Below are 24,171 nucleotides of genomic sequence, written 5' to 3'. Positions count from 1 at the left end.
GCTCCTTGCTTCGTTTCGTCTGCGCGGCGCGCCGTCGCCCGCGAAAAAGTCGCTGCGCTCAGTGCGCCGCCCATTCGATCGTCGACAGATCGATGCCTTCCTGATGCATCTCCCAAAGCGGCGACAGGTCGCGCAGCTTCGCGATCTTGCTCTTCAGCAGGTCGATCACGTAGTCGACTTCCTGCTCCGTCGTGAAGCGGCCGACCGTGAAGCGGATCGAGCTGTGCGCGAGCTCGTCGTTGCGGCCGAGCGCGCGCAGCACGTAGGACGGCTCGAGCGACGCCGACGTGCACGCGGAGCCCGACGACACCGCGACGTCCTTGATCGCCATGATCAGCGATTCGCCTTCGACGAAATTGAAGCTGATGTTCAGGTTGTGCGGAATCCGTTGCTCGAGATCGCCGTTCACGTAGGTTTCGTCAATTTCCGACAGGCCGCGCAGCAGCTTGTCGCGCAGCATCCGGATACGCTCGTTCTCGGTCGCCATTTCTTCGCGCGCGATCCGGAACGCCTCGCCCATGCCGACGATCTGGTGCGTCGGCAGCGTGCCCGAGCGCATTCCGCGCTCGTGGCCGCCGCCGTGCATCTGCGCCTCGATGCGCACGCGCGGCTTGCGGCGCACGTACAGCGCACCGATGCCCTTCGGGCCGTAGGTCTTGTGCGCGGAGAACGACATCAGGTCGACCTTCAGCTTCGCGAGGTCGATCTCGACCTTGCCCGTCGCCTGCGCGGCGTCGACGTGGAAAATGATGCCCTTCTCGCGGCAGATCTCGCCGATCGTCCCGATGTCCTGGATCACGCCGATCTCGTTGTTCACGTGCATCACCGACACGAGGATCGTGTCCGGGCGCAGCGCGGCCTTGAGCACGTCGAGATCGACGAGACCGTCGTCCTTCACGTCGAGATAGGTCACTTCGAAGCCTTCGCGCTCGAGCTCGCGGCAGGTGTCGAGCACCGCCTTGTGCTCGGTCTTCACGGTGACGATGTGCTTGCCCTTGCCCTGATAGAAGTGCGCGGCGCCCTTGATCGCGAGGTTGTCGGATTCGGTCGCGCCGGACGTCCAGATGATCTCGCGCGGATCGGCGTTCACGAGCGCCGCCACCTGCTCGCGCGCCTCTTCGACCGCGCGCTCCGCATCCCAGCCGTATGCGTGGCTGCGGGACGCCGGGTTGCCGAACTGCTCGCGCAGATACGGCACCATCTTGTCGACGACGCGCGGATCGACGGGCGTCGTCGCGCTGTAGTCCATGTAGATGGGCAGGTGGGGGATCTCGTTGTTCATCTATCGCTCCGGGTATGCGTTCAGTGCGGGGACTATTCGTTGTGCGGGCCGCGTTCAGTGCGCGGCGCTCATGAGCTCGCGATGTTGAAGACCGAATTCGGACCGAGCGGAATCGAGCGGACCGGCTCGACGCTCGCCGCGACGGGCTCCGGCTTGCGCTTGTCGCGCAGCACGGCGGGGGGCGTGCCTTCGCGGGCGCGCTGCTGATCGACGAGATCCTGCAGCGACACCGAATCGAGGTATTCGACCATCTTCTGGTTCAGCGTCGACCAGAGCTCGTGCGTCATGCAATGGCCGTCGTGCTGCTTCGAGCCCTCGCACGTGCCCTTGCCGCCGCATTGGGTCGCATCGAGCGGCTCGTCGACCGCGATGATGATGTCGGCGACCGTCACGTCCTGCGCACGGCGCGCGAGGTTGTAGCCGCCGCCCGGCCCGCGGACCGATTCGACGATTTCATGCCGGCGCAGCTTGCCGAACAATTGCTCGAGGTAGGAGAGCGAAATCCGCTGGCGCTGGCTGATGCCTGCAAGCGTCACCGGGCCTTGCTCCTGGCGTAGCGCCAAGTCGATCATCGCCGTGACGGCGAAACGGCCTTTGGTGGTGAGTCTCATGGTATTGAATGGGCAGCAATCTTGACGATTTTGGTCAAGTATAAATATTTGACCAATTTAGTCAAGTATCCATGCCGCTAAAAGGGGTTGTATGCGGCGCTTCAGCGCGCCGTTTCACGCAGGCTTTCGAGGAGGCCGCGGCACGCGTCCTCGCACTGATCGAGCACCCGCTCGAAGCCACGCGCGCCGCCGAAATAAGGATCGGTGATTTCGCCCGCCGATCCGTCGCCCGCGTAAGCCATCAGGAGCCGGATCTTGCCCCGATATTGCGGCGGGCAGCGCTTGCGCAACTCCGCGAGATTGGCGCAATCCATCGCGAGCACGAGATCGAAGCGCTCGAAATCGGCATCGCCGATCTGCCGCGCCCGCAGCGCCGACAGATCGTAGCCCCGCGCGCGCGCCGCCTGCTGCGCGCGTGCGTCGGGCGCCTCGCCGACGTGCCAGTCGCCCGTGCCGGCCGAATCGATCTGGATCGCCGCGTCGAGCCCCGCTGCCGCCACCTGATGGCGCATCACCCCTTCCGCGGTGGGCGAGCGGCAGATGTTGCCGAGGCAGACAAAGCAGATCGCGACGCTTTTCATCGTGCAGCCAGACAGTCGCGGAGAACCGCTCGGATGAGTAACATACCATTATACAAAGGCGCGCCGATTCTCGCTTGCGCCAGATCCCGCCTCACAGCGCCTTCGGGCCGGCGAGCGGCGCAACGTTCGGCGCGGCGGGCAGCGGCTGCGACGCGTCGTCGACGAGCCCGTATGACACGGCGCGCGCGAGCTCTGCCGACGTGTCGCGTGCGATCGCGGGCGCGCTCCGCGGCGTGGCTTCGGACAGATACAGGTAGGCGGCGGCGAGCGGCACGACGATCGCAAGCGGCCAGTACATCGATATTGTCTTTCTCATGATGCGACCTCTCTCGGCTGGTGCACAGGGCATTCCTCCCATGCTGATGTCGAGATTCTATAGACCGCACCTATCGAGATAAATCCACGAATAGCGAACGCAGTGTTGTCGCTCGATGAACAGTCGCGGCGCGACTTGTGCCCCGCCCGCTCGAGCGGGGCTTCGCGACGCGCTTGCCCGCCGTCGGATCAGCGCGTCGAGGACGGATCGAGATGCGTGCGCGACGCTGCGTACAGCTCGCGGAACGTCCGGCCGGCGGGCGCCGGGATGTCGCGCGTATCGGTCCAGCCTCGAGTCCAGGCGCGCGCGAACGGCAAGCGTCCGAACGCGCCCGCCACGCCACCCGGCGCGCCGCCCGCCCGCTCGAGCACGCGAACCGCGAGCTTCGTCGCGAGCGCGTACAGCGCCGGCCGCCGCGCGAAGAAGCCCCACGCGGCGAGCGCCGCGCGCTCGCGCCACGGCCGCAGGCGCCGCTCGACCTGCTTCTCGCGCAGCTTGCGCAGCAAGCCCGAAATCGGGATGCCGACCGGGCAGACGCTGTCGCACTCGCCGCAGAGCGTCGCCGCCTGCGGCAAATCGAGCGCGTTGCCGAGCCCGACGTAGCTCGGCGTCAGCACCGAGCCCATCGGCCCCGGATACACCCAGCCGTACGCGTGCCCGCCGACCTTCTGGTAGACCGGGCAATGGTTCATGCACGCACCGCAGCGGATGCAGCGCAGCATCTCCTGGAATTCGCCGCCGATGAGCCCGCTGCGGCCGCCGTCGACGAGCACGACGTACGCGTGCTCGGGCCCGTCCTCGTCGCCGTCGCCGCGCGCGCCGGTCAGCAGCGAGAAATAGTTCGACGTCTTCTGCCCGGTCGCCGAGCGCGGCAACAGGCGCATCGCGGTCGCGAGATCCTCGAGCGTCGGCAGCACCTTCTCGATCCCCGTCACCGCGACGTGCACACGCGGCAGCACCGTGCACATCCCTTCGTTGCCCTCGTTCGTCACGAGCACGACGGAGCCCGTCTCGGCGATCACGAAGTTGCCGCCCGTCACGCCCATGTCCGCCGACAGGAAATGCGGGCGCAGAACCTCGCGCGCCTCGCGGGTCATCTCGGCAATCTCGGTGAGGCGCGGCCGCCCGTGCGTCTTCGCGAACAGCGTGGCAACCTCCTCCTTGTCCCGGTGCAGCACGGGCGCGATGATGTGGCTCGGCGGCTCGTTGTCGTTGATCTGCAGGATGTATTCGCCGAGGTCCGTCTCGATCGACTGCACGCCGAGCCGGCCGAGCACCGCGTTGAGATTCGCTTCCTCGGTCACCATCGATTTCGTCTTGACGACCTTCTTCACGCCGTGCCGGCGCGCGATGTCGGCGATGAGCGTCGCCGCGTCGCCTGTCGTCTCCGCGTACAGCACGGTCGTACCGCGTCGCGTCGCCTCGCGCTCGAACATCTCGAGCCACACGTCGAGCCGTTCCAGCGCACGGTTGCGGCGCGCCTTCAGCTCCGCGCGCGTCGCGACGAAATCGATCTGCGTGATCGCCTCGGCGCGGCCCGACACGAATTTCGTCGACAGCCTTCCGAGGTTTTCCTGCAGGCGCGCATCGGCGAGCTTTTCGCCGGCGCGCGCCTTGAAGTGCATCGATTGGACCTGCATGGCGGCTCGTGAAGTTCGTGGATCTCGTCGCGGGTTCGTATCGGTGATCGGCGGCGAACGGCGGCGCGGCGCGCGTGGCGCGGCCGATCCGTCCGGGGCGAGACGCTCAGACGTCGCCCGCGAGCACCTGCGCGACGTGCAGCACGCGCGTGTCGCGGTCGCCCGTGCGGCGCAGCCGCCCTTCGATGTTCAGCATGCAGCCGAGATCGCCGAGCACGACCGCGCCCGCGCCCGTCGCGCGCACGTTCGCGCACTTCTCGTCGACGATCGCGGTCGAGATGTCGCCGTACTTCACCGCGAACGTGCCGCCAAAGCCGCAACAGTGCTCGCAGTCCTTCATTTCGTCGACGGCGACGCCACGCTGCGCGAGCAGCGCGCGCGGCTGCGCCTTCACGCCGAGCTCGCGCAGGCCGGAGCACGAATCGTGGTACGTGACGGGCCCCTTGAACTCGCCCGGCTTGAGCGCCACCTGCGCGACGTTGACGAAGAAGTCGGTCAGTTCGTAGACCTTCGCGCGCAGACGCCCGTAGCGCGCCATCAGCTCGGGATCGTCGCGAAAGAGGTCGCCGTAATGGACCCGGATCATCCCGCCGCACGAGCCCGACGGCACGACGACATAGTCGAGCGCTTCGAATTCGCCGAGCGTCTTTTCGGCGAGATCGCGCGCGAGCGCGCGCTCGCCCGAGTTGTACGCGGGCTGGCCGCAGCAGGTCTGCGTGGGCGGCACGACGACGTCGCAGCCCGCCTGCTTCAGCAGCTTGAGTGCCGAAAAGCCGATCTCGGGCCGCATCAGGTCGACGAGGCATGTGACGAACAATCCGACTCGCATAGGCGCCCCTTCGAGAAAACGCCGCTCATTATCCGCCGTTCGCGCGGCGCGACCAACGCCCCCGCGCAAAGAAACGCCGCGTCCGGCGCCAAGCGAGGACTTCCTCGAACACCGTTCGCTTTTTTCACGATACGAGATACAATCGACGCATTGGTATTTGATGCGGCAATCGATTTCCCACGATGAGCAACCCGAACCCGGATTCCAAAACGTCGATCCAGGTGATCGAACGGATGATGCGGCTCCTCGATGCGCTCGCCGCGCACAGCGATCCGGTCAGCCTGAAGGAACTCGCGCAGCGCACCGAACTGCATCCCTCCACCGCGCACCGTATCCTGAACGACATGGTGACCTGCCGTCTCGTCGACCGGTCCGATCCCGGCACGTACCGGCTCGGCATGCGCCTGCTCGAACTCGGCAACCTCGTGAAGGCCCGCCTGTCAGTGCGCGACGCCGCGCTGATGCCGATGCGCGAGCTGCACCGGATGACGGGGCAGACCGTGAACCTGTCGGTGCGCCAGGGCGACGAGATCGTCTACATCGAACGCGCGTACTCGGAGCGCTCGGGGATGCAGGTCGTCCGCGCGATCGGCGGCCGCGCGCCGCTGCACCTGACGTCGGTCGGCAAGCTGTTCCTCGCGGCCGACGAGACGTCGCGGGTGCGCGCATACGCGACGCGCACGGGCCTCGCCGGCCATACGCAGAACAGTATCACCGAGCTGCCGAAGCTCGAGCGCGAATTGACGCTCGTGCGCCAGCAAGCGTGCGCGCGCGACAACGAGGAACTGGAGCTTGGCGTGCGCTGCATCGCGGCCGGCATCTACGACGATTCCGGCAAGCTGGTCGCGGGGCTGTCGCTGTCCGCGCCCGCCGACCGGCTGCAGGACGCATGGCTCGGCCAGTTGAGCCGCACGGCGCTCACGATCTCCGAATCGCTCGGCTATCGGCCGGAAACCGCGAAGGACGTGGACGCGCCGGCGCAAAAGCAGGCGTAGGCGCGTACTACGCTTGCGCGCTTTCGTCGGCCGGTCGCCCGCGGGCCACGCACACGAAAAAGCCCCGCGAATGCGGGGCTTTTTGCTGAGCAACGCCACAATCGGACGGCCGCGCGATCAGGTTCCGCCCGTCGACGTGTTCGCCGCCGTCAGACGCTCGCCGCCGCCGTTGTCGAGCCAGTTGCGCACGCGCGACGCATCGGCGAAACGCGAATACTTGCCAAACGAATCGAGCAGCACCATCACGATCGGACGGCTGTGAATCGTCGTCTGCATCACGAGGCACTCGCCCGCTTCGTTGATGAAGCCCGTCTTCTGCAGGCCGATGTCCCACGACGGATTGCGCACGAGCGCGTTCGTGCTGTTGTACGCGAGCATCCGCTTGCCGGTGTTGACCTCGTAGCTGCGATCGGTCGAGAACTTGCGGATGAGCGGGTACTGGTACGCCGCGTTCACCATCTTCACGAGATCGCGCGCGCTCGACACGTTCTGGCTCGACAGGCCCGTCGAATTCTCGAAGTGCGTGTCGCTCATGCCGAGCGACTTCGCCTTCGCGTTCATCGCCGCGATGAACGCCGGGCGGCCGCCCGTGTAGTAGCGCGACAGCGCGGCCGCCGCGCGGTTCTCCGACGCCATCAGCGCGATGTGCAGCATGTCCTCGCGCGACAGCACCGAGCCAACCGACAGGCGCGAACCCGTGCCCTTCTCGTAATCGCGGTCTTCGTCGGTCACGTCGATCTGGTCGGTGAGCGGCGCCTTCGAGTCGAGGACGACCATCGCGGTCATCAGCTTCGTGATCGACGCGATCGGCACGACCGCATGCGAATTCTTGTCGAAGAGCGGCTCGGACGTGTTCTGGTCGACGACGTACGCGACGCTCGAGCGCAGCGCGAGCGAATCGGGCGTCTCGTGCAGGCCGAACGCCTGGCCCACCGACGGCGGGCGCGGCTCGAACGCGACGCGGCGCACGCCGCTGCGATGCCGGCCGTTCGACACGTAGGTCACGCGCTTGCGCGCGCCTTTCGCGCGCGGCCCGGCACTCGACGACGCGGCGCGCAGCGACTTCTTCGCCGCGCTCTTCTTGCCTTTCGCGCTCTGCGCGGTCTTGGCGGTGGCGGCAAACGCGTCCGCGGGCGCGACGGCGGCCGTCGCCACCATCAGCGAGACGGCGACCGAGACAGCGGTGCCGAGCGCCACGCTCTGCATCATCCTGAGCGGTGCAAACAATTGGGCTTTCATTGGGGTCCGAACAAAACGGCGGGAAGTTTCCGCAAGTGTAGTAAAAGCTGAAAAAATAAGCAATATTAGGCACTTACCGATCTTCGTTAAACCGGAATGTAAGAATCGGTCATACCAGGCCAATCGGCCCCGCCTTTCCCATCGAAAAATACGATGAAGAAAACGAGACGCCCGACGCGCGCGACACACGAATCACCCATCGGTTGACCAGAATATCGGCGTCGCAACGGACAAGCTGAAGCAGGGGAAACCACGAATACGGCAGCGAAGCGGGCCGAACGGCCCGCCGACGGGCTCGCAGCGGACGTTCGCGCATGGGTTCGCGCCCGCCGCCGAGCCGAAAACGGCGGTCGGTTCGACAAGCCAGAATGTTAAACGTTCCGTCGCTCCAATCGGTTTACCGCGTCGCTATAGTGCGCCTGCGTCAATGCGACACGCGGCCGAACCGGCTTCGCACAGGCGCTGAAACCGATACCAACGAGATAACGCAAACTATTGTTTTACTTAAGGATTGTCAGGATTGTGCAATGCACCAAAAGCACTTGACATTCAATCCTGACGCCCTAAAATAGAAACCATTGTTGCGTTGCACAAAGCAGTTTCAGGCATCTGTTCCCCAAAGTTGTGCCCTTTTCCTTCACGATCATCGATCGAACCTCAGGAGCATGAACATGTCCTTGCTGACCCCCGAGCAAATCGCCGCCGCCCAGAAAGCCAACATCGAAAGCCTCTTCGGTCTCACGACGAAGGCGTTTGAAGGCGTCGAAAAGCTGATCGAACTGAATCTGCAAGTGGTGAAGTCGACGCTCGCTGAAAGCCAGGAAAACGTGCAGCGCGCGCTGTCGGTAAAGGACACGCAGGAACTCCTCGCGCTGCAGGCAAGCCTCACGCAGCCGATCGCCGAGAAGGTGCTCGCGTACGGCCGCCATGTGTACGAAATCGCGTCGGCCACGCAAGCCGAATTCGCGAAGGTCGCCGAGGCGCAATACGAGGAACAGAACCGCAAGGTGCAAGCGCTCGTCGACAACGTCGCGAAGAACGCGCCGGCCGGCTCGGAAACGGCCGTCGCCGCGCTGAAGTCGGCGATCAACGCCGCGAACACGACGTACGAAACGGTGCAGAAGGCCGCGAAGCAAGCGGTCGAAATCGCCGAAACGAACTTCAACGCCGCTGCCGCCGTCGCCACGAAGGCGGCGAACACCGCGGCCGCCGCATCGCGCCGCAGCAGCACCGGCAAGACCGCGTAAGCGCCGGCGTCACTGCCTGCTCGATTTGGGGAAAGCCGCGCATGTGCGCGGCTTTTTTCATGGCTGTGACCCGCCCGCGAACGCCCTTCCCGTTCGCCCGCAGCCAAACAAAACGGCGCCTCCCTTTTTGAACCGATCGCGCGAAGCCGGATGTCGGCTTTCCGCGTGCGGTTCGTTTCGGGAGGCGCCGTTTCTTGCGCCGTCGCAGCCGGCCGGCCGCGGCGCTTACTTCTTGCGTTGCGGCGGCAGGTCCGTGCAGACGCCTTCGTACAGCTCGGCGGCCATGCCGACCGATTCGCCGAGCGTCGGGTGCGGATGGATCGTCTTGCCGATGTCTTCCGCATCCGCGCCCATCTCGACCGCGAGGCACACTTCGCTGATGAGGTCGCCCGCGTTCAGGCCGACGATGCCGCCGCCAATCACGCGATGCGTTTCCTCGTCGAAGATCAGCTTCGTGAACCCCTCGTCGCGGCCGTTCGCGATCGCGCGGCCCGACGCGGCCCACGGGAACACCGCCTTGCCGTACTTGATGCCTTCGGCCTTGCACTGGTCTTCCGTCTTGCCCGCCCACGCGACTTCCGGATCGGTGTAGGCCACCGACGGAATCTGCAGCGCGTCGAAGTAGGCCTTCTCGCCGTGCGCCGCTTCCGCCGCGACGTGGCCTTCGTGCACCGCCTTGTGCGCGAGCATCGGCTGGCCGACGATGTCGCCGATCGCGAAGATGTGCGGGACGTTCGTGCGCATCTGCCTGTCGACTTCGATGAAGCCGCGCTCGGTGACGGCGACGCCCGCCTTCTCGGCGCCGATCCTCTTGCCGTTCGGGCTGCGGCCCACCGCGACGAGCACGAGGTCGTAGCGCTGCGCGTCCGCCGGCGCCTTCTCGCCCTCGAACTTCACGTAGATGCCGTCTTCCTTCGCCTCCGCGCCGACCGTCTTCGTCTTCAGCATCACGTTGCCGAAGCGCTTCACGTTGTATTTTTCCCAGACCTTGACGAGGTCGCGGTCCGCGCCGTTCATCAGGCTGTCGAGCATTTCGACGACGTCGATCTCCGCGCCGAGCGTCGAGTAGACGGTCGCCATTTCGAGGCCGATGATGCCGCCGCCGATCACGAGCATGCGCTTCGGCTGCTGGCGCAACTCGAGCGCGCCCGTCGAATCGACGATGCGCGGGTCTTCCGGCAGGAACGGCAGCTTCACCGACTGCGAGCCGGCCGCGATGATCGCCTGCTTGAAGCGGACGACCTTCTTCCCGCCTTCGCCCTGCACTTCCATGTGATGCGGATCGACGAACGCGCCGGCGCCCGTCACGACTTCGACCTTGCGCGCCTTCGCCATGCCGGCGAGGCCCGTCGTCAGTTTCTTGACGACGCCGGACTTGAAGTCGCGCAGCTTGTCGAGGTTGACTTCGGGCTTGCCGAACGAGATGCCGTGCGCGGCGAGCGCCTCGGCCTCTTCGACGACGAGCGCCGTATGCAGCAGCGCCTTCGACGGGATGCAGCCGACGTTCAGGCACACGCCGCCGAGCGTCGGGTAGCGCTCGACGAGCACCGTCTTCATACCGAGATCGGCGGCGCGGAACGCGGCCGAATAGCCGCCGGGGCCGGCGCCGAGCACGAGCATGTCGCACTCAATGTCGGCGGCGCCGGCGTAGCTGCCGGCTTGCGGCGCGGCGGCCGAAGCGGCTGCGGGCGCGGCGGCCGGTGCTGCGGGCTTCGCCGGCTCGGCCGTCTTCGCGGGTGCTGCGGCAGCGGCTGACGCCTCGACGAGCGCGATCACGGTGCCTTGCGAGACCTTGTCGCCGGCCTTGACCAGGATTTCCTTGACGGTGCCGGCGACGTCGCTCGGCACTTCCATGGAGGCCTTGTCCGATTCGAGCGTGAGGAGCGTCTGCTCTTTTTCGATCACGTCGCCGGGCTTGATGTTGACTTCGATGACGTCGACGCCGCTGAAATCGCCGATATCCGGAACCTTGACTTCGATGAGACTCATGTACGTCCCCTACTTGTTTGGCTGCTGACAGAGGGAGTGGAACTCGCGCGTTGAACTACGGCCTGTCTGGAGAACGGGAACCTGGGCAGCGCCACCTTTGCCGTCCACCCAGGGACGCGCCTCTCTTTTGGTCACTTTTCTTTGGCAAGACAAAGAAAAGTGCCTCCCGCCCCAGGGGAGGGGCGACGCATACAGACCGTCAAGAAAACGAGTTCAACGACGGAGCGCGGATCAACGACATTGACCCAGGCCCCTGCGAGGTCCATCGCTCATCAAAGAATCACGCGCCGGAAGTCGCCAAGCAGCGACCCCAGATACGCATTGAACCGCGCCGCTTCCGCGCCATCGATCACGCGATGGTCATACGACAGCGACAGCGGCAGCGTGAGACGCGGCACGAACTGCTTGCCGTCCCACACCGGCTTCATCTGGCCGCGCGACAACCCGAGGATCGCCACTTCCGGCGCGTTGATGATCGGCGTGAAGTGCGTGCCGCCGATCCCGCCGAGCGACGAGATCGAGAAGCAGCCGCCCTGCATCTGGTCCGGCTTCAGCTTGCCTTCGCGCGCGGCCTTCGACAACTCGCTCATTTCCTTTGCGATGTCGACGAGGCCCTTCTTGTCCGCGTCGCGGATCACCGGCACGACGAGGCCGTTCGGCGTGTCGGCCGCGAAACCGATGTGGTAGTACTGCTTGAAGACGAGGTTGTCGCCATCGAGGCTCGCGTTGAAGGTCGGGAACTTCTTGAGCGCCGCCACGACCGCCTTGATCACGAACGCGAGCATCGTGAACTTCACGCCCGCCTTCTCGTGCTCCTTGTTCAGTTGCACGCGCAGCGCCTCGAGATCGGTGATGTCCGCTTCGTCGTTGTTCGTGACGTGCGGGATCATCACCCAGTTGCGGTGCAGGTTCGCACCCGAAATCTTCTTGATCCGCGACAGCGGCTTTGCCTCGAACGGGCCGAACTTCGCGAAATCGATCTTCGGCCACGGCAGCAGGTTCAGCTCGCCGCCGCCCGCCGGCGCGGCCGCGGCGGCGGGCGACGCGCGCTGCCCCGTCATCACGCCCTTCACGAACGCGGTGACATCGTCCTTCGTGATGCGGCTCTTCGGCCCCGTGCCCGTGACGCGCGACACGTCGACGCCGAGTTCGCGCGCGAACTTGCGCACCGACGGCGACGCGTGGCTCGCGCGGTACTCGCCGCTCGCGGCGGGCGCCGGCGCGGCTGCAGTTGCCGCTTGCGGCGCGGGCGCGGCTGCGGGCGCCGGAGCGGGCGCGGCTTGCACGGGTGCGGCTGCGGGCGCGGCCGCCTGCGGCGCGCTCGCGGCGGCGCCCGACGCTTCGAGCACGACAATCAGCGAGCCCTCCGACACCGCGTCGCCAACCTTCACCAAGATGCCCTTGACGACGCCCGCGGCCGGGCTCGGCACGTCCATCGTCGCCTTGTCGGACTCGAGCGTGACGAGCGACTGCTCCTTCTCGACCGTATCGCCGACCTTCACGGCGATCTCGATCACCGGCACATCCTTGTAGTCGCCGATGTCCGGCACCTTCACTTCGACCGTGCCGCCGCCCGCCGACGCCGACGCCACCGCGGGCGCAGGTGCGGCTGCCGCGGGCGCGGCCGCCGGCTGCGCGGCGCTCGCCGCGGCGCCGTTCGCCTGCGCGAGCTTGCCCACCGCCTGCGCGCCGTCGAGCAGCACGATCAGCGAGCCTTCCGACACCGCGTCGCCGACCTTCACCTTCACTTCCTTGACCGTGCCCGCCGACGGGCTCGGCACGTCCATCGTCGCCTTGTCGGACTCGAGCGTGACGAGCGACTGCTCGGGCTCGACCGCGTCGCCCGGCTTCACGAGCACTTCGATGACGGGCACGTCCTTGTAATCGCCGATATCCGGCACCTTGACTTCGATCGCTTGACTCATCTGTTTCAGTCTCCTGTCGATCGCGGCAGGCCGTGCGAGCGGCCTGCCGCGATCCCATGCAAGGCGGAGCCGCGCCGCGCCGCCCCCGCTTCGTCGAAAGCGGGAACGGGCGCGCGGCGCGTGCGTTAAACCGTCATCGGGTTGGGTTTGGCCGGGTCGAGGTCGTACTTCGCGATGGCGTCCGCCACGACCTTGCGCTCGATCGCGCCTTCGTCGGCGAGCGCGTTGAGCGCCGCGACCGTGACCCAGTAGCGATCCACCTCGAAGAAGTGGCGCAGCGCGCCGCGCGTGTCCGAGCGGCCGAAGCCGTCGGTGCCGAGCACGACGTAGCGGCGATCGATCTGGCCGCGGATCTGGTCGGCAAGCGCGCGCACGTAGTCGGTCGACGCGATCACCGGGCCCTGCGTGTCCTTCAGGCACGTCTGCACGTGCGACAGGCGGCGCGCCTCGGCCGGATGCAGCAGGTTCCAGCGCTCGACGTCATGGCCTTCGCGCGCGAGCTCGGTGAAGCTCGGCACGCTCCAGAGATCGGCGGCGACGCCCCAGTCGTTCTTCAGCAGGTCCGCGGCGGCGATCACTTCGTTGAAGATCGTGCCCGCGCCGAGCAGTTGCACGCGCGGCGCCTTCTTGCCGGCGTCGGCCTTCCTGAACGCATACATGCCCTTGATGATGTCGGCCGCCACGTGCTCGCCCTGCGGAATCGCCGGGTGCTCGTAGTTCTCGTTCATCACCGTCACGTAGTAGTAGACGTCCTCCTGCTCCTGCACCATCCGGCGCAGACCGTCCTGCATAATGACGGCGAGCTCGTAGCCGAACGTCGGGTCGTAGCTCACGCAGTTCGGCACCGACGCCGCCCACATCAGCGAGTGGCCGTCTTCGTGCTGCAAGCCCTCGCCGTTGAGCGTCGTGCGGCCTGCGGTGCCGCCGAGCAGGAAGCCGCGCGAGCGCATGTCGCCCGCCGCCCATGCGAGGTCGCCGATCCGCTGGAAGCCGAACATCGAATAGAAGATGTAGAACGGCACCATGATCTCGCCGTGCGTCGAGTACGACGTCGCCGCCGCGATCCAGTCGCACATGCCGCCCGCTTCGTTGATGCCTTCCTGCAGGATCTGGCCGGTTTCCGATTCCTTGTAGAACATCAACTGATCGGAATCCTCCGGCACGTACTTCTGGCCTTCCTGGTTCCAGATGCCGATCTGGCGGAAGAGACCTTCCATGCCGAACGTGCGCGATTCGTCGGGCACGATCGGCACGACGCGCTTGCCGAGCGTCTTGTCCTTCAGCAGGATGTTCAGGATCCGCACGAACGCCATCGTCGTCGAGATCTCGCGGCCTTCGCCCGTGCCCTTCAGGAGCGGCTCGAACGCGTCGAGCGCCGGCACCGGCAGCGACTCGGCCTTCTGGCGGCGCTGCGGCAGGTAGCCGCCGAGGTCCATGCGCTGCTTGCGCATGTATTCGAGCTCCTTCGAGCCTTCGTCGAACTTCACGTACGGCACGTCGGCGATCTGCTCGTCGGTGATCGGCAGGCGGAACTGGTCGCGGAACTTCTTCAGTTGCTCGACGGGCAGCTTCTTCTGCTGGTGCGTGATGTTCATCGCCTGACCCGACTCACCCATCCCGTAGCCCTTGATGGTCTTCGCGAGAATCACCGTCGGCGCGCCCTTCGAGTTGCTCGCCTCGTGGAACGCCGCGTAGATCTTGTGCGGGTCGTGGCCGCCGCGGTTCAGCGCCCAGATGTCGTCGTCGGACCAGTCGGCGACGAGCGCCTTCAGCTCCGGCGAGTTGAAGAAGTGCTCGCGCACGTACGCGCCCGATTCCGACTTGTACGTCTGGTATTCGCCGTCGACGACTTCCATCATGCGGCGCATCAGCGCGCCCGTCTTGTCGCGCGCGAAGAGGGCATCCCAGCGGCCGCCCCAGATCACCTTGATCACGTTCCAGCCGGCGCCGCGGAATTCCGATTCCAGTTCCTGGATGATCTTGCCGTTGCCGCGCACCGGGCCGTCGAGACGCTGCAGGTTGCAGTTGATCACGAACACGAGGTTGTCGAGCTTCTCGCGGCTCGCCATGCCGATCGCGCCGAGCGATTCCGGTTCGTCCGTCTCGCCGTCGCCGAGGAACGCCCAGACCTTGCGGCCGTTCGTCTTCGCGATGCCGCGCGCCTGCAGGTACTTCATGAAGCGCGCCTGGTAGATCGCCATGATGGGGCCCAGGCCCATCGACACGGTCGGGAACTGCCAGAAATCCGGCATCAGCCACGGGTGCGGATACGACGAGATGCCGTTGCCGCCCACTTCCTGGCGGAAGTTGTCGAGCTGCGCTTCCGTCAGGCGGCCGAGCAGGAACGCGCGCGAGTAGATTCCGGGCGACGAGTGGCCCTGCACGAACACGAGATCGCCGCCGTGCTCGGCGGACGGGGCGTGCCAGAAGTGGTTGTAGCCGACGTCATAGAGCGTCGCGGCCGACGCGAACGACGCGATGTGACCGCCGACGTTCGTATCCTTGCCCGCGCGCAACACCATCGCGATCGCGTTCCAGCGCGTGTACGAGCGGATCCGGTGCTCGATGTCCTGGTCGCCCGGAATCCTCGCCTGGGCTTCGACGGGAATCGTGTTGATGTACGGGGTGTTCGCAGAGAACGGCAGGTGCTCGCCGTGCATCCGCGCGAATTCGATCTGCTTCTCGATCAGGTAGTGCGCGCGGCCGGGACCGACCGCGGAAATCACGCCGTCGAGCGCTTCGAGCCATTCGACGGTTTCCTGCGCGTCGTCGTCGCGTTCGGCCGCGACGTACTTCATCACTTCATTCGGTACAGCGGACATTCTCGTCTCCTGGGTGTCCTGGAATTGAAGATGGCCTTCGCGCGACGACGCGTGCCGCCGGCTGCAACAAGCTCCCGCGGATTGTAAAGAGCGTCGCACGCAACGCGCAACAAAATTTTCGAATTATGAGATCATTTCTTGTAATGTGAAATATTGCTGCGCCGCACTCATCCGGCCGGCATTTGCCGCGCAACATGTATCGATAATTCCGCTTTCGGTTCAATCTTTCTTGTACGCCTTTTGTGCATGGCGCGCTGAGCTACAATCCTGCCATGTTGACCGATCGGCTTTTCGCTCGCTCGGCGCGACCGTCGGGCTCGCCGGCGGAGTCGCAGCCGTCCCGCTGGCACCACGGACCGTGGTGGTCCAACTCTTACCTGCTCACCCCCCTGCTGTCGATCCTGGTCTTTCTCGTCGTGATGAGCCTCATTCTGTGGAGCCTCAACCGCCGCGAGGAGCAGCAGCAGGAAGACACGCTGTTTCGCAACGTCGCGTGGGCGCAGCAGCAGATCCGGCTGTCGATGACGAGCGCGCAGGAGCAGCTCCAGGCGTTCTCGCGCGACATCGCCGCGGGCCGCGTCGACGAGCACGCGTTCCAGGCGACGGTCGGCGACGTGATGCAGGCGCATCCCGAGATCCTCTATCTGAACTGGTACACGTCGCCCGGCACGAAACGCTGGCCGACGATGCAATTGCCGGTCCTCGGCCAGCGGCTCGCGAAGCCGGGCGACGCGCAGATGGACGAAGTCGTGCGCGGCGCGTACGCCGAGGCGCGCGGCACGCGCCGGCAGTCGTACTCGCCGCTCGTCTACGACGACTTCGGCAACGGCTACCTGACGCTGCAAACGCCCGTGATCCGCGACCGCGAGTACCTCGGCTCGATCGCCGCGGTGTTCTCGGTCGAAGGGATCCTGAAGCACGACATCCCGCCCGAGCTGTCCGCGAAATACAAGATCTCGATCACCGACGCGAACAACCGCGAGCTCGCGTCGACGTCGTCGCGCCCGCGGCTGCCGCGCGACGCGCACTACGACCTGCCGCTCGACCCGCCCGGCCAGGGCCTCACGGTGCGCGTCTACGCGTACCCGCAAACGACGAACCTGACCAACAACACGCTCGTGTGGCTCGTCGCGGGCCTGTCGTGCTTCGTGCTGTGGAGCCTCTGGAGCCTGTGGAAGCACACGCGGCAGCGCTTCGAGGCGCAGCAGGCGCTGTACGCGGAGGCGTTCTTCCGCCGCGCGATGGAAAATTCGGTGCTGATCGGCATGCGCGTGCTCGACATGCACGGCCGGATCACGCACGTGAACCCGGCGTTCTGCCGGATGACGGGCTGGGACGAGAGCGACCTCGTCGGCAAGACCGCGCCGTTCCCGTACTGGCCTCGCGATGCATACCCGGAAATGCAGCGCCAGCTCGACATGACGCTGCGCGGCAAGGCGCCTTCTTCCGGCTTCGAGCTGCGCGTGCGCCGCAAGGACGGCTCGCTCTTTCACGCGCGCCTGTACGTATCGCCGCTCATCGACAGCGCCGGCCGGCAGACGGGCTGGATGTCGTCGATGACCGACATCACCGAGCCGAAGCGCGCGCGCGAAGAGCTCGCGGCCGCGCACGAGCGCTTCACGACAGTGCTCGAAAGCCTCGACGCCGCGGTGTCGGTGCTCGCCGCGGACGAGGCCGAGCTCCTGTTCGCGAACCGCTATTACCGGCATCTGTTCGGCATCCGTCCGGACGGCCATCTCGAGCTGTCGGGCGGCGGTTTCGACACCGCGCAGGCGTCGTCCGACTCGATCGACCTGGTCGACGCATACGCCGGCCTGCCCGCCGCCGCGCTCACCGAGAGCACGGCGGACGCGCAGGAGGTGTACGTCGAGAGCATTCAGAAGTGGTTCGAGGTGCGCCGCCAGTACATCCAGTGGGTCGACGGCCACCTCGCGCAGATGCAGATCGCGACCGACATCACGACGCGCAAGAAGGCGCAGGAACTCGCGCACCAGCAGGAGGAGAAGCTGCAGTTCACGAGCCGGCTGATGACGATGGGCGAGATGGCGTCGTCGATCGCGCACGAGCTGAACCAGCCGCTCGCCGCGATCAACAACTATTGCTCCGGCACGCTCGCGCTCGTGAAGAGCGGCCGCGCGTCGCCCGAGACGCTCGCGCCCGCGCTCGAGAAGACCGCGCAGCAGGCGCTGCGGGCCGGGATGATCGTCAAGCGGATCCGCGAGTTCGTGAAACGCAGCGAGCCGAAGCGGCAGCCGTCGCGCGTCGCCGACATCGTCGCCGACGCGGTCGGGCTCGCCGAAATCGAGGCGAGAAAGCGCCGGATTCGGATCGTCACCGAAATCCGCGCAAGAATGCCTATTATTTATGTCGACCCCGTGTTGATCGAGCAGGTGCTCGTGAACCTGATGAAGAACGCGGCCGAGGCGATGCAGGAGGCGCGGCCGCAGGCGGAGAACGGCGTGATCCGCGTCGTCGCCGACCTCGAAGCAGGTTTCGTCGACATCCGCGTGATCGACCAGGGTCCGGGCGTCGACGAGGCGACGGCCGAACGCCTGTTCGAACCGTTCTACAGCACCAAGTCGGACGGGATGGGCATGGGGCTCAATATCTGCCGCTCGATCATCGAATCGCATCGCGGGCGTCTGTGGGTGGTCAACAACGTCGAGCCTGACGGCTTCGTGTCGGGCGCGACGTTCCACTGCAGCCTGCCCGTTGGGGAACCGGAGGATCGCGGTCGCGGATCCGAGACATCGCCATCACAAACCGTAACGGGAGAGATATGAATAGCCCTGTCACCACCTCTCAGGAAACCGTCTTTGTCGTCGACGACGACGAGGCCGTGCGCGACTCGCTGCGCTGGCTGCTGGAGGCAAACGGCTATCGCGTGCAATGCTTCTCGAGCGCCGAGCAGTTCCTCGACGCCTACCAGCCCGCGCAGCAGGCGGGACAGATCGCGTGCCTGATCCTCGACGTGCGGATGTCCGGGATGAGCGGCCTCGAGCTGCAGGAGCGCCTGATCGCCGAGAACGCGGCGCTCCCCATCATCTTCGTGACGGGCCACGGCGACGTGCCGATGGCCGTGTCGACGATGAAGAAAGGCGCGATGGACTTCATCGAGAAGCCGTTCGACGAAGCCGAGCTGCGCAAGCTCGTCGAGCGGATGCTCGACAAGGCGCGCAGCGAGAGCAAGAGCGTCCAGGAGCAGCGCGCGGCGAGCGAGCGCCTGTCGAAGCTGACGGCTCGCGAGCAGCAGGTGCTCGAGCGGATCATCGCCGGCCGCCTGAACAAGCAGATCGCCGACGACCTCGGAATCAGCATCAAGACGGTCGAGGCGCACCGCGCGAACATCATGGAAAAGCTCAACGTCAACACGGTCGCCGATCTGCTGCGGCTCGCGCTGTCGAAGAAACAGGCGTAACGCGCGGCGCCACGCCCCCTCTCCCGCCCGGTGCGCGCCGGGCGAGCGGCTCTTTTTGCGGCGCGACGGCGCGCGCGATGTTTCCGGTTCCCGCCGTCCCGTCGTCCGCCTGCATGCCCGCGCGCATCCCCGCTCTCCGGCACATGCCGTCCCCGTTTTTCTCCCGCGCCTCACGCGGCGCATGGCGCGAATCGACCTGGTCGGTGTCGGCTGACGACAGGCGGGCGGTATAATTCGATGCTTCGCTGCAGCGCAACCCGGCGCCGCACGCCCGCATATCCAACCTCGCCCAAGCGAATTCCCACCATGACAGCCACCCTGATCGACGGCAACGCCCTTTCGAAGACCCTGCGCGCGCAAGCAGCCGAGCGCGCCGCCGCGCTAGCCGCGCGCGGCCACCGCCCGGGCCTCGCGGTGATCCTCGTCGGCGACAACCCGGCGAGCGAAGTCTACGTGCGCAACAAGATCAAGGCGTGCGAGGACAACGGCTTCTTCTCGCTGAAGGACCGCTATCCGGCGACGCTCTCCGAGCCCGAGCTGCTCGCGCGCATCGACGAACTGAACCGCGATCCGAAAATCCACGGCATCCTCGTGCAGTTGCCGCTGCCCGCGCACATCGACAGCCACAAGGTGATCGAGGCGATCGCGCCGGAGAAGGACGTCGACGGCTTTCACGTCGCGAACGCCGGCGCGTTGCTGACGGGCAAGCCGCTCTTTCGCCCGTGCACGCCGTACGGCGTGATGAAGATGTTCGACGCATACAAGATCCCGCTGCAGGGCGCGAACGCGGTCGTGATCGGCCGCTCGAACATCGTCGGCAAGCCGATGGCGCTGCTGCTCCTCGAAGCGGGCGCGACCGTCACGATCTGCCACAGCAAGACGCGCGAGCTCGCCGCGCACACGCGCCAAGCCGACATCGTCGTCGCGGCGGTCGGCAAGCGCAACGTGCTGACGGCCGACATGGTGAAGCCGGGCGCGACCGTGATCGACGTCGGGATGAACCGCAACGACGAAGGCAAGCTGTGCGGCGACGTCGACTTCGCAGGCGTCTCGCAGGTCGCGGGCCACATCACGCCCGTGCCCGGCGGTGTCGGCCCGATGACAATCACGATGCTGCTCATCAACACGATCGAAGCCGCCGAGCGCGCCGCGGCCGCAGCCTGACGGCGGGTTCGCCAACGCTTGCGGCGGCGGCGAGCCGGCCGGCTCCGGGAGGCGATGGCCGCCCGCGTCGGCCGCCATGCTGCCGCGCGCCTCCTCGCAGCGTCGTGCGGAAAACCGGACGCTCACGGTCCGGAAACGCCCTCCCCGCCCTCCCCTATCGCCCGCCGCATGCATACGCCTGCGTATGCGCGCAGCGGGCCGCCATCGCCGCCCCGCGTTCCCGCCCCAATCGCTTCGTTGGAAACTAACGATTGGAAAGCGCGCGATGCGCCCCAATAATGTCGACATGACGCGACGGCCGGCGCCGTGCGCCGCCGTCTTCCCCCAACCCGAAACCGAAACCGCCAGGGAGCACTATGTCCGTCAGCGCAAACGCCAACCCTCTTCTCGATTTCTCAGGCCTGCCCCGCTTCGGCGAAATTCGCCCCGAGCACGTGACGCCCGCGCTCGACACGCTGCTCGCGAATGCAAACGACGCCGTCGAGCAAGCCGCGCGGCCCGAGACGCCCGCGACCTGGGCCGCCGTCGTCGAGACCATCGAGCATGCGACCGAGCCGCTCGGCCGCGCATGGGGCGTCGTCGGCCACCTGAACGCGGTCGCCGACACGCCCGAGCTGCGCGCCGTCTACGGCGAGAACCTGCCGCGCGTGACCGAGTTCTGGTCGAGCGTCGGCCAGAATCTCGCGCTCTACGAGAAGTACAAGGCGATCGCCGCGAGCGCCGAATACGCGACGCTGTCCGCCGAGCGCAAGAAAATCCTCGACAACGCGCTGCGCGACTTCCGCCTGTCGGGCGCCGAGCTGCCCGAGGAGCGCAAGCCGCGCTTCACCGAGTTGCAGGAGCAACAGGCGGCGCTGTCGAAATCATTCTCCGATCACGTGCTCGACGCGACGAACGGCTACGCGTACTACGCGCAGAGCGAGGACGAGCTGGCCGGCCTGCCCGACGATGCGATCGCGGCCGCGCGCGAGGCCGCGCAAAAGGAAGACAAGGCCGGCTGGAAGTTCACGCTGCACTTCCCGTCGTATTTCCCGGTGCTGCAATACGCGCAGAACCGCGCGATGCGCGAGGCGATGTACCGCGCCTACGTGACGCGCGCATCCGAGCTCGGCCCGCAGTACGGCGACGGCAAGGCCGACTGGGACAACACGACGATCGTCGCGGATCAACTCTCGCTGCGCCGCGAAGAGGCGACGATGCTCGGCTATCACGACTTCGCCGAAGTGTCGCTCGCGCCGAAGATGGCGGAATCGCCGCAGCAGGTGATCGCGTTCCTCGAGGATCTCGCGAAGCGCGCGCGCCCGTTCGCGGAGAAGGACTGGGACGAGCTGCGCGCGTTCGCGTCGGGCGAGCTCGGCCTCGCTGCGCTCGAGCCGTGGGACGTCGCGTACGCGGCCGAGAAGCTGCGCGAGCGGCGCTACGCGTTCTCCGAGAACGAGGTGAAGCAGTACTTCCCCGAGCCCGCGGTGCTGAAGGGCCTCTTCACGGTCGCCGAGACGCTGTTCGGCGTGCGGATCGCGCGCGACGACGCGCCCGTCTGGCACGAGGACGTGCGCTTCTTCCGCGTCGAGAACCGCGACGGCTCGCTCGTCGCGCAGTTCTATCTCGACCTGTACGCACGCGAAGGCAAGCGCGGCGGCGCGTGGATGGACGACGCGCGCTCGCGCGCGAAGCGCGGCGACGGCCGCGTGCAGACGCCCGTCGCGTACCTGACCTGCAACTTCTCCGCGCCGATCGGCGGCAAGCCCGCGTGCTTCACGCACGACGAGGTGATCACGCTGTTTCACGAGTTCGGCCACGGGCTGCATCACATGCTCACGCGCGTCGACGAGATCGGCGTGTCCGGCATCAACGGCGTCGAATGGGACGCGGTCGAGCTGCCGTCGCAGTTCATGGAGAACTTCTGTTGGGAGTGGGACGTGCTGAAGTCGATGTCGTCGCACGTCGACACGGGCGACGCGCTGCCGCGCGGGCTCTTCGACAAGATGCTCGCCGCGAAGAATTTCCAGAGCGGCCTCGGCACGCTGCGCCAGATCGTGTTCTCGATGTTCGACATGCTGCTGCACGTCGACTTCGATCCGGCGTCCAGCAAGACGAGCGTCAACGACTTCGCGCGCGAGATCAACGAGCGCTTCCACGTGATTCCGCAAGCGCCGTTCTCGCGCTGGCCGAACACGTTCAGCCACATCTTCGCGGGCGGCTATGCGGCCGGCTACTACAGCTACAAGTGGGCCGAAGTGCTGTCCGCCGACGCCTATGCGGCGTTCGAGGAAGCGGCCGGATCGGCGGGCAGCGTGCTCGATGCGACGACGGGCGCGCGCTATCGGCGCGAGATTCTCGAAGTCGGCGGCAGCCGCCCGGCGATGGACTCGTTCAAGGCGTTCCGCGGCCGCGAGCCGAACATCGACGCGCTGCTGCGCCACAGCGGGATGGCCGACGCCGCGCAGCCGCGCGCGTGACGCGTTCGGCATCGCGCGCCCGGGTCGGGCGCGCGGCCGATCCGCAATATCGACGAACGGCAGCCCGTACCGACGGGTTGCCGTTTTTTTATCGCCCCGTCGAAGCAGCGAGCCGCGCCGCGCGTTCGCTCACGCGCCGGGCGACGCGTCGTCGCCGTCGCTCACGTCGTCGTCGAAGAGCGCGATCTGTCCGTGCCGCTCGGCCGTGTCCTCGTCGATCCGCACGCCGACGCCCAACAGCCGCACCGCCTGCTTGCGGCGCGCGAGCCCTTTCGCGAGCAGCGCGACCGCGGTCTCGGCGTCGGTCGCGTCGGCGACGCATTCGACTGTCGTGCGCTGAAAATCCGCGAAGCGGATCTTCACGTACAGCTTCCTGATCGAGCGCGCGGCCCCCGCCCGCTCGATCCGCGCATCGAGCAGCCCGGTCAATCGACGGATCTCGGCCGCGCATTCGTCGAGCGTCGCGAGGTCCTGCACGTAGGTCGTCTCGACGCTCACCGACTTGCGCTCCTGGTCCGCGCGCACCGGCCGCTCGTCGATGCCGCGCGCGAGTTCGTAAAGCCGTCGGCCGAACGCGCCGAATTCGCGATGCAGATCGAACAGCGACCAGCCGCGCAATTGCGCGCAGGTGCGAATGCCGAGCTTGTCGAGGCGCACCGCCGTCACCTGGCCGACGCCGTGCAGCTTGCGCACGGGCAGCGCGGCGACGAACGCGTCGACTTCGTGCGGCCGCACGACGAACAGGCCGTCTGGCTTGTTCCAGTCGGATGCGATCTTCGCGATGAACTTGTTCGGCGCGACGCCCGCCGACACCGTGACGCCGACCGTGTCGCGCACGCGCTCGCGAATCTCGCGCGCGATCAGCGTGCCGCTGCCCTGGCAACGCGTCGCGCGGCTCACGTCGAGATACGCCTCGTCGAGCGACAGCGGCTCGACGTCGGGCGTGTAATCGCGATAAATCGCCATGATGAGCCGCGACGCCGCGCGGTACTTGTCCATCGCGGGCGGCAGGATCAGCAGATCCGGACACTTGCGCATCGCGAGCGCCGACGACATCGCCGAATGCACGCCGTAACGGCGCGCGTCGTAGTTGCAGGTCGCGATCACGCCGCGCTGGTCGGGGCGGCCGCCGACCGCGAGCGGACGGCCGCGCAGCGACGGATCGTCGCGCATCTCGACCGATGCGTAGAAGCAGTCGCAGTCGCAATGGATGATCTTGCGCGCGAGGGGCGCCGCGTCACCCGAAGGCGGCGGAGACGGATCGAAGGAAGGCGTCGGCTTGTCCAAGGTGCCGATACTGTACAAAAACACAGTTCACGTTTCAACTGCTCGGTGCGACGCCGCGCTGCCCATTGAAATCGGAAAGAAGCGGGAAACGAAATGCAGAACGCAGAAAGACAAAAACCCGGCTCAAGAGCCGGGTTTCCGCCTGGGCGATTCGCGCATCGGTCATTTGCGCGTGGACATCGCCGAATTTGGTTGCGGGGGTAGGATTTGAACCTACGACCTTCGGGTTATGAGCCCGACGAGCTGCCAGACTGCTCCACCCCGCGTCAAAGAAATAAAAGTATATGGGTTTTAAGTGGATGCGTCAAATCTTATTTCGAATTTTCGTCACACACGCAGCCGCGCCCCCGCCGATCGAACTAGTCCG

19 protein-coding genes and 1 tRNA gene are annotated in these 24,171 nt (G+C 66.5%); 7 read left to right on the top strand and 13 right to left on the bottom strand.

Annotated features, from left to right (window positions below; genetic code table 11):
* Nucleotides 1-58: 58 nt before the first annotated feature.
* The 6 genes from AQ610_RS06850 to AQ610_RS06825 form a co-directional block, all read right to left on the bottom strand.
* Complete coding sequence (locus tag AQ610_RS06850; RefSeq protein ID WP_006025953.1) at nucleotides 59-1,282, bottom strand: IscS subfamily cysteine desulfurase; 1,224 nt, start codon at nucleotides 1,280-1,282, stop codon at nucleotides 59-61.
* 68 nt (nucleotides 1,283-1,350) lie between these two features.
* The gene (iscR, locus tag AQ610_RS06845) at nucleotides 1,351-1,893 is read right to left on the bottom strand and encodes a Fe-S cluster assembly transcriptional regulator IscR (protein WP_009912960.1); all 543 of its coding nucleotides are present in this window, start codon (nucleotides 1,891-1,893) and stop codon (nucleotides 1,351-1,353) included.
* Nucleotides 1,894-1,994: 101 nt separating this feature from the next.
* Nucleotides 1,995-2,474 (bottom strand): low molecular weight protein-tyrosine-phosphatase, encoded by a 480-nt coding sequence (locus AQ610_RS06840; RefSeq protein ID WP_006025951.1) that lies wholly within the window; start codon nucleotides 2,472-2,474, stop codon nucleotides 1,995-1,997.
* Nucleotides 2,475-2,565: 91 nt separating this feature from the next.
* Entirely contained in the window at nucleotides 2,566-2,772 is a 207-nt protein-coding gene (locus AQ610_RS06835) for a hypothetical protein (RefSeq protein WP_009912962.1), read from the bottom strand.
* Between the two features lie 206 nt (nucleotides 2,773-2,978).
* Complete coding sequence (locus AQ610_RS06830; protein ID WP_006025949.1) at nucleotides 2,979-4,430, bottom strand: lactate utilization protein B; 1,452 nt, start codon at nucleotides 4,428-4,430, stop codon at nucleotides 2,979-2,981.
* 106 nt (nucleotides 4,431-4,536) lie between these two features.
* The gene (locus AQ610_RS06825; protein WP_006025948.1) at nucleotides 4,537-5,259 is read right to left on the bottom strand and encodes a (Fe-S)-binding protein; all 723 of its coding nucleotides are present in this window, start codon (nucleotides 5,257-5,259) and stop codon (nucleotides 4,537-4,539) included.
* Between the two features lie 182 nt (nucleotides 5,260-5,441).
* On the opposite strand from AQ610_RS06825, the gene AQ610_RS06820 reads away from it, so the two are divergent.
* Nucleotides 5,442-6,254: an IclR family transcriptional regulator gene (locus AQ610_RS06820; protein WP_006025947.1), complete on the top strand. Its 813-nt coding sequence runs from the start codon at nucleotides 5,442-5,444 to the stop codon at nucleotides 6,252-6,254.
* A 117-nt stretch (nucleotides 6,255-6,371) separates the two neighbouring features.
* Here AQ610_RS06820 and pbpG read toward each other — a convergent pair whose 3' ends face one another.
* Nucleotides 6,372-7,493, bottom strand: coding sequence for a D-alanyl-D-alanine endopeptidase (pbpG, locus tag AQ610_RS06815; RefSeq protein ID WP_015602039.1), 1,122 nt, complete (start codon nucleotides 7,491-7,493; stop codon nucleotides 6,372-6,374).
* Nucleotides 7,494-8,164: 671 nt separating this feature from the next.
* Here pbpG and AQ610_RS06810 point away from each other — a divergent pair.
* Entirely contained in the window at nucleotides 8,165-8,740 is a 576-nt protein-coding gene (locus AQ610_RS06810) for a phasin family protein (protein WP_015600339.1), read from the top strand.
* Between the two features lie 225 nt (nucleotides 8,741-8,965).
* On the opposite strand, the gene lpdA is transcribed toward AQ610_RS06810, so the two are convergent.
* From lpdA to AQ610_RS36785, 4 genes are all read right to left on the bottom strand, one after another.
* The gene (gene lpdA, locus AQ610_RS06805; protein WP_006025944.1) at nucleotides 8,966-10,729 is read right to left on the bottom strand and encodes a dihydrolipoyl dehydrogenase; all 1,764 of its coding nucleotides are present in this window, start codon (nucleotides 10,727-10,729) and stop codon (nucleotides 8,966-8,968) included.
* A gap of 272 nt (nucleotides 10,730-11,001) precedes the next feature.
* Nucleotides 11,002-12,654 (bottom strand): dihydrolipoyllysine-residue acetyltransferase, encoded by a 1,653-nt coding sequence (aceF, locus tag AQ610_RS06800; protein WP_043282411.1) that lies wholly within the window; start codon nucleotides 12,652-12,654, stop codon nucleotides 11,002-11,004.
* Nucleotides 12,655-12,779: 125 nt separating this feature from the next.
* Nucleotides 12,780-15,476, bottom strand: a complete 2,697-nt coding sequence (gene aceE / locus AQ610_RS06795; protein WP_043282409.1) for a pyruvate dehydrogenase (acetyl-transferring), homodimeric type — start codon at nucleotides 15,474-15,476, stop codon at nucleotides 12,780-12,782.
* Nucleotides 15,477-15,643: 167 nt separating this feature from the next.
* Nucleotides 15,644-15,829: a hypothetical protein gene (locus tag AQ610_RS36785; protein WP_075644977.1), complete on the bottom strand. Its 186-nt coding sequence runs from the start codon at nucleotides 15,827-15,829 to the stop codon at nucleotides 15,644-15,646.
* Between AQ610_RS36785 and fixL the strand changes: the two genes are divergently transcribed.
* From fixL to AQ610_RS06775, 4 genes are all read left to right on the top strand, one after another.
* The gene (gene fixL, locus AQ610_RS06790) at nucleotides 15,749-18,259 is read left to right on the top strand and encodes an oxygen sensor histidine kinase FixL (RefSeq protein ID WP_009912971.1); all 2,511 of its coding nucleotides are present in this window, start codon (nucleotides 15,749-15,751) and stop codon (nucleotides 18,257-18,259) included. The two genes, AQ610_RS36785 and fixL, sit on opposite strands and share 81 nt — an antisense overlap.
* Entirely contained in the window at nucleotides 18,256-18,894 is a 639-nt protein-coding gene (gene fixJ, locus AQ610_RS06785; RefSeq protein WP_006025940.1) for an oxygen response regulator transcription factor FixJ, read from the top strand. Before fixL ends, fixJ begins: the two co-directional genes overlap by 4 nt.
* A 306-nt stretch (nucleotides 18,895-19,200) precedes the next feature.
* Entirely contained in the window at nucleotides 19,201-20,058 is an 858-nt protein-coding gene (gene folD / locus AQ610_RS06780) for a bifunctional methylenetetrahydrofolate dehydrogenase/methenyltetrahydrofolate cyclohydrolase FolD (RefSeq protein ID WP_006025939.1), read from the top strand.
* 356 nt (nucleotides 20,059-20,414) lie between these two features.
* Complete coding sequence (locus AQ610_RS06775; protein WP_009912976.1) at nucleotides 20,415-22,517, top strand: M3 family metallopeptidase; 2,103 nt, start codon at nucleotides 20,415-20,417, stop codon at nucleotides 22,515-22,517.
* Between the two features lie 129 nt (nucleotides 22,518-22,646).
* On the opposite strand, the gene dinB is transcribed toward AQ610_RS06775, so the two are convergent.
* The gene (gene dinB / locus AQ610_RS06770; RefSeq protein WP_006025937.1) at nucleotides 22,647-23,804 is read right to left on the bottom strand and encodes a DNA polymerase IV; all 1,158 of its coding nucleotides are present in this window, start codon (nucleotides 23,802-23,804) and stop codon (nucleotides 22,647-22,649) included.
* On the opposite strand from dinB, the gene AQ610_RS35840 reads away from it, so the two are divergent.
* Complete coding sequence (locus AQ610_RS35840; protein WP_156436716.1) at nucleotides 23,797-24,015, top strand: hypothetical protein; 219 nt, start codon at nucleotides 23,797-23,799, stop codon at nucleotides 24,013-24,015. The two genes, dinB and AQ610_RS35840, sit on opposite strands and share 8 nt — an antisense overlap.
* On the opposite strand, the gene AQ610_RS06765 is transcribed toward AQ610_RS35840, so the two are convergent.
* Nucleotides 23,994-24,070 (bottom strand) — tRNA-Met (locus AQ610_RS06765). The two genes, AQ610_RS35840 and AQ610_RS06765, sit on opposite strands and share 22 nt — an antisense overlap.
* Between the last annotated feature and the right edge of the window lie 101 nt (nucleotides 24,071-24,171).

Origin of the sequence: Burkholderia humptydooensis (assembly GCF_001513745.1) — a bacterium.
In the GTDB taxonomy this organism is placed as follows: domain Bacteria; phylum Pseudomonadota; class Gammaproteobacteria; order Burkholderiales; family Burkholderiaceae; genus Burkholderia; species Burkholderia humptydooensis.
This window is presented reverse-complemented; position numbering and strand designations above follow the sequence as displayed.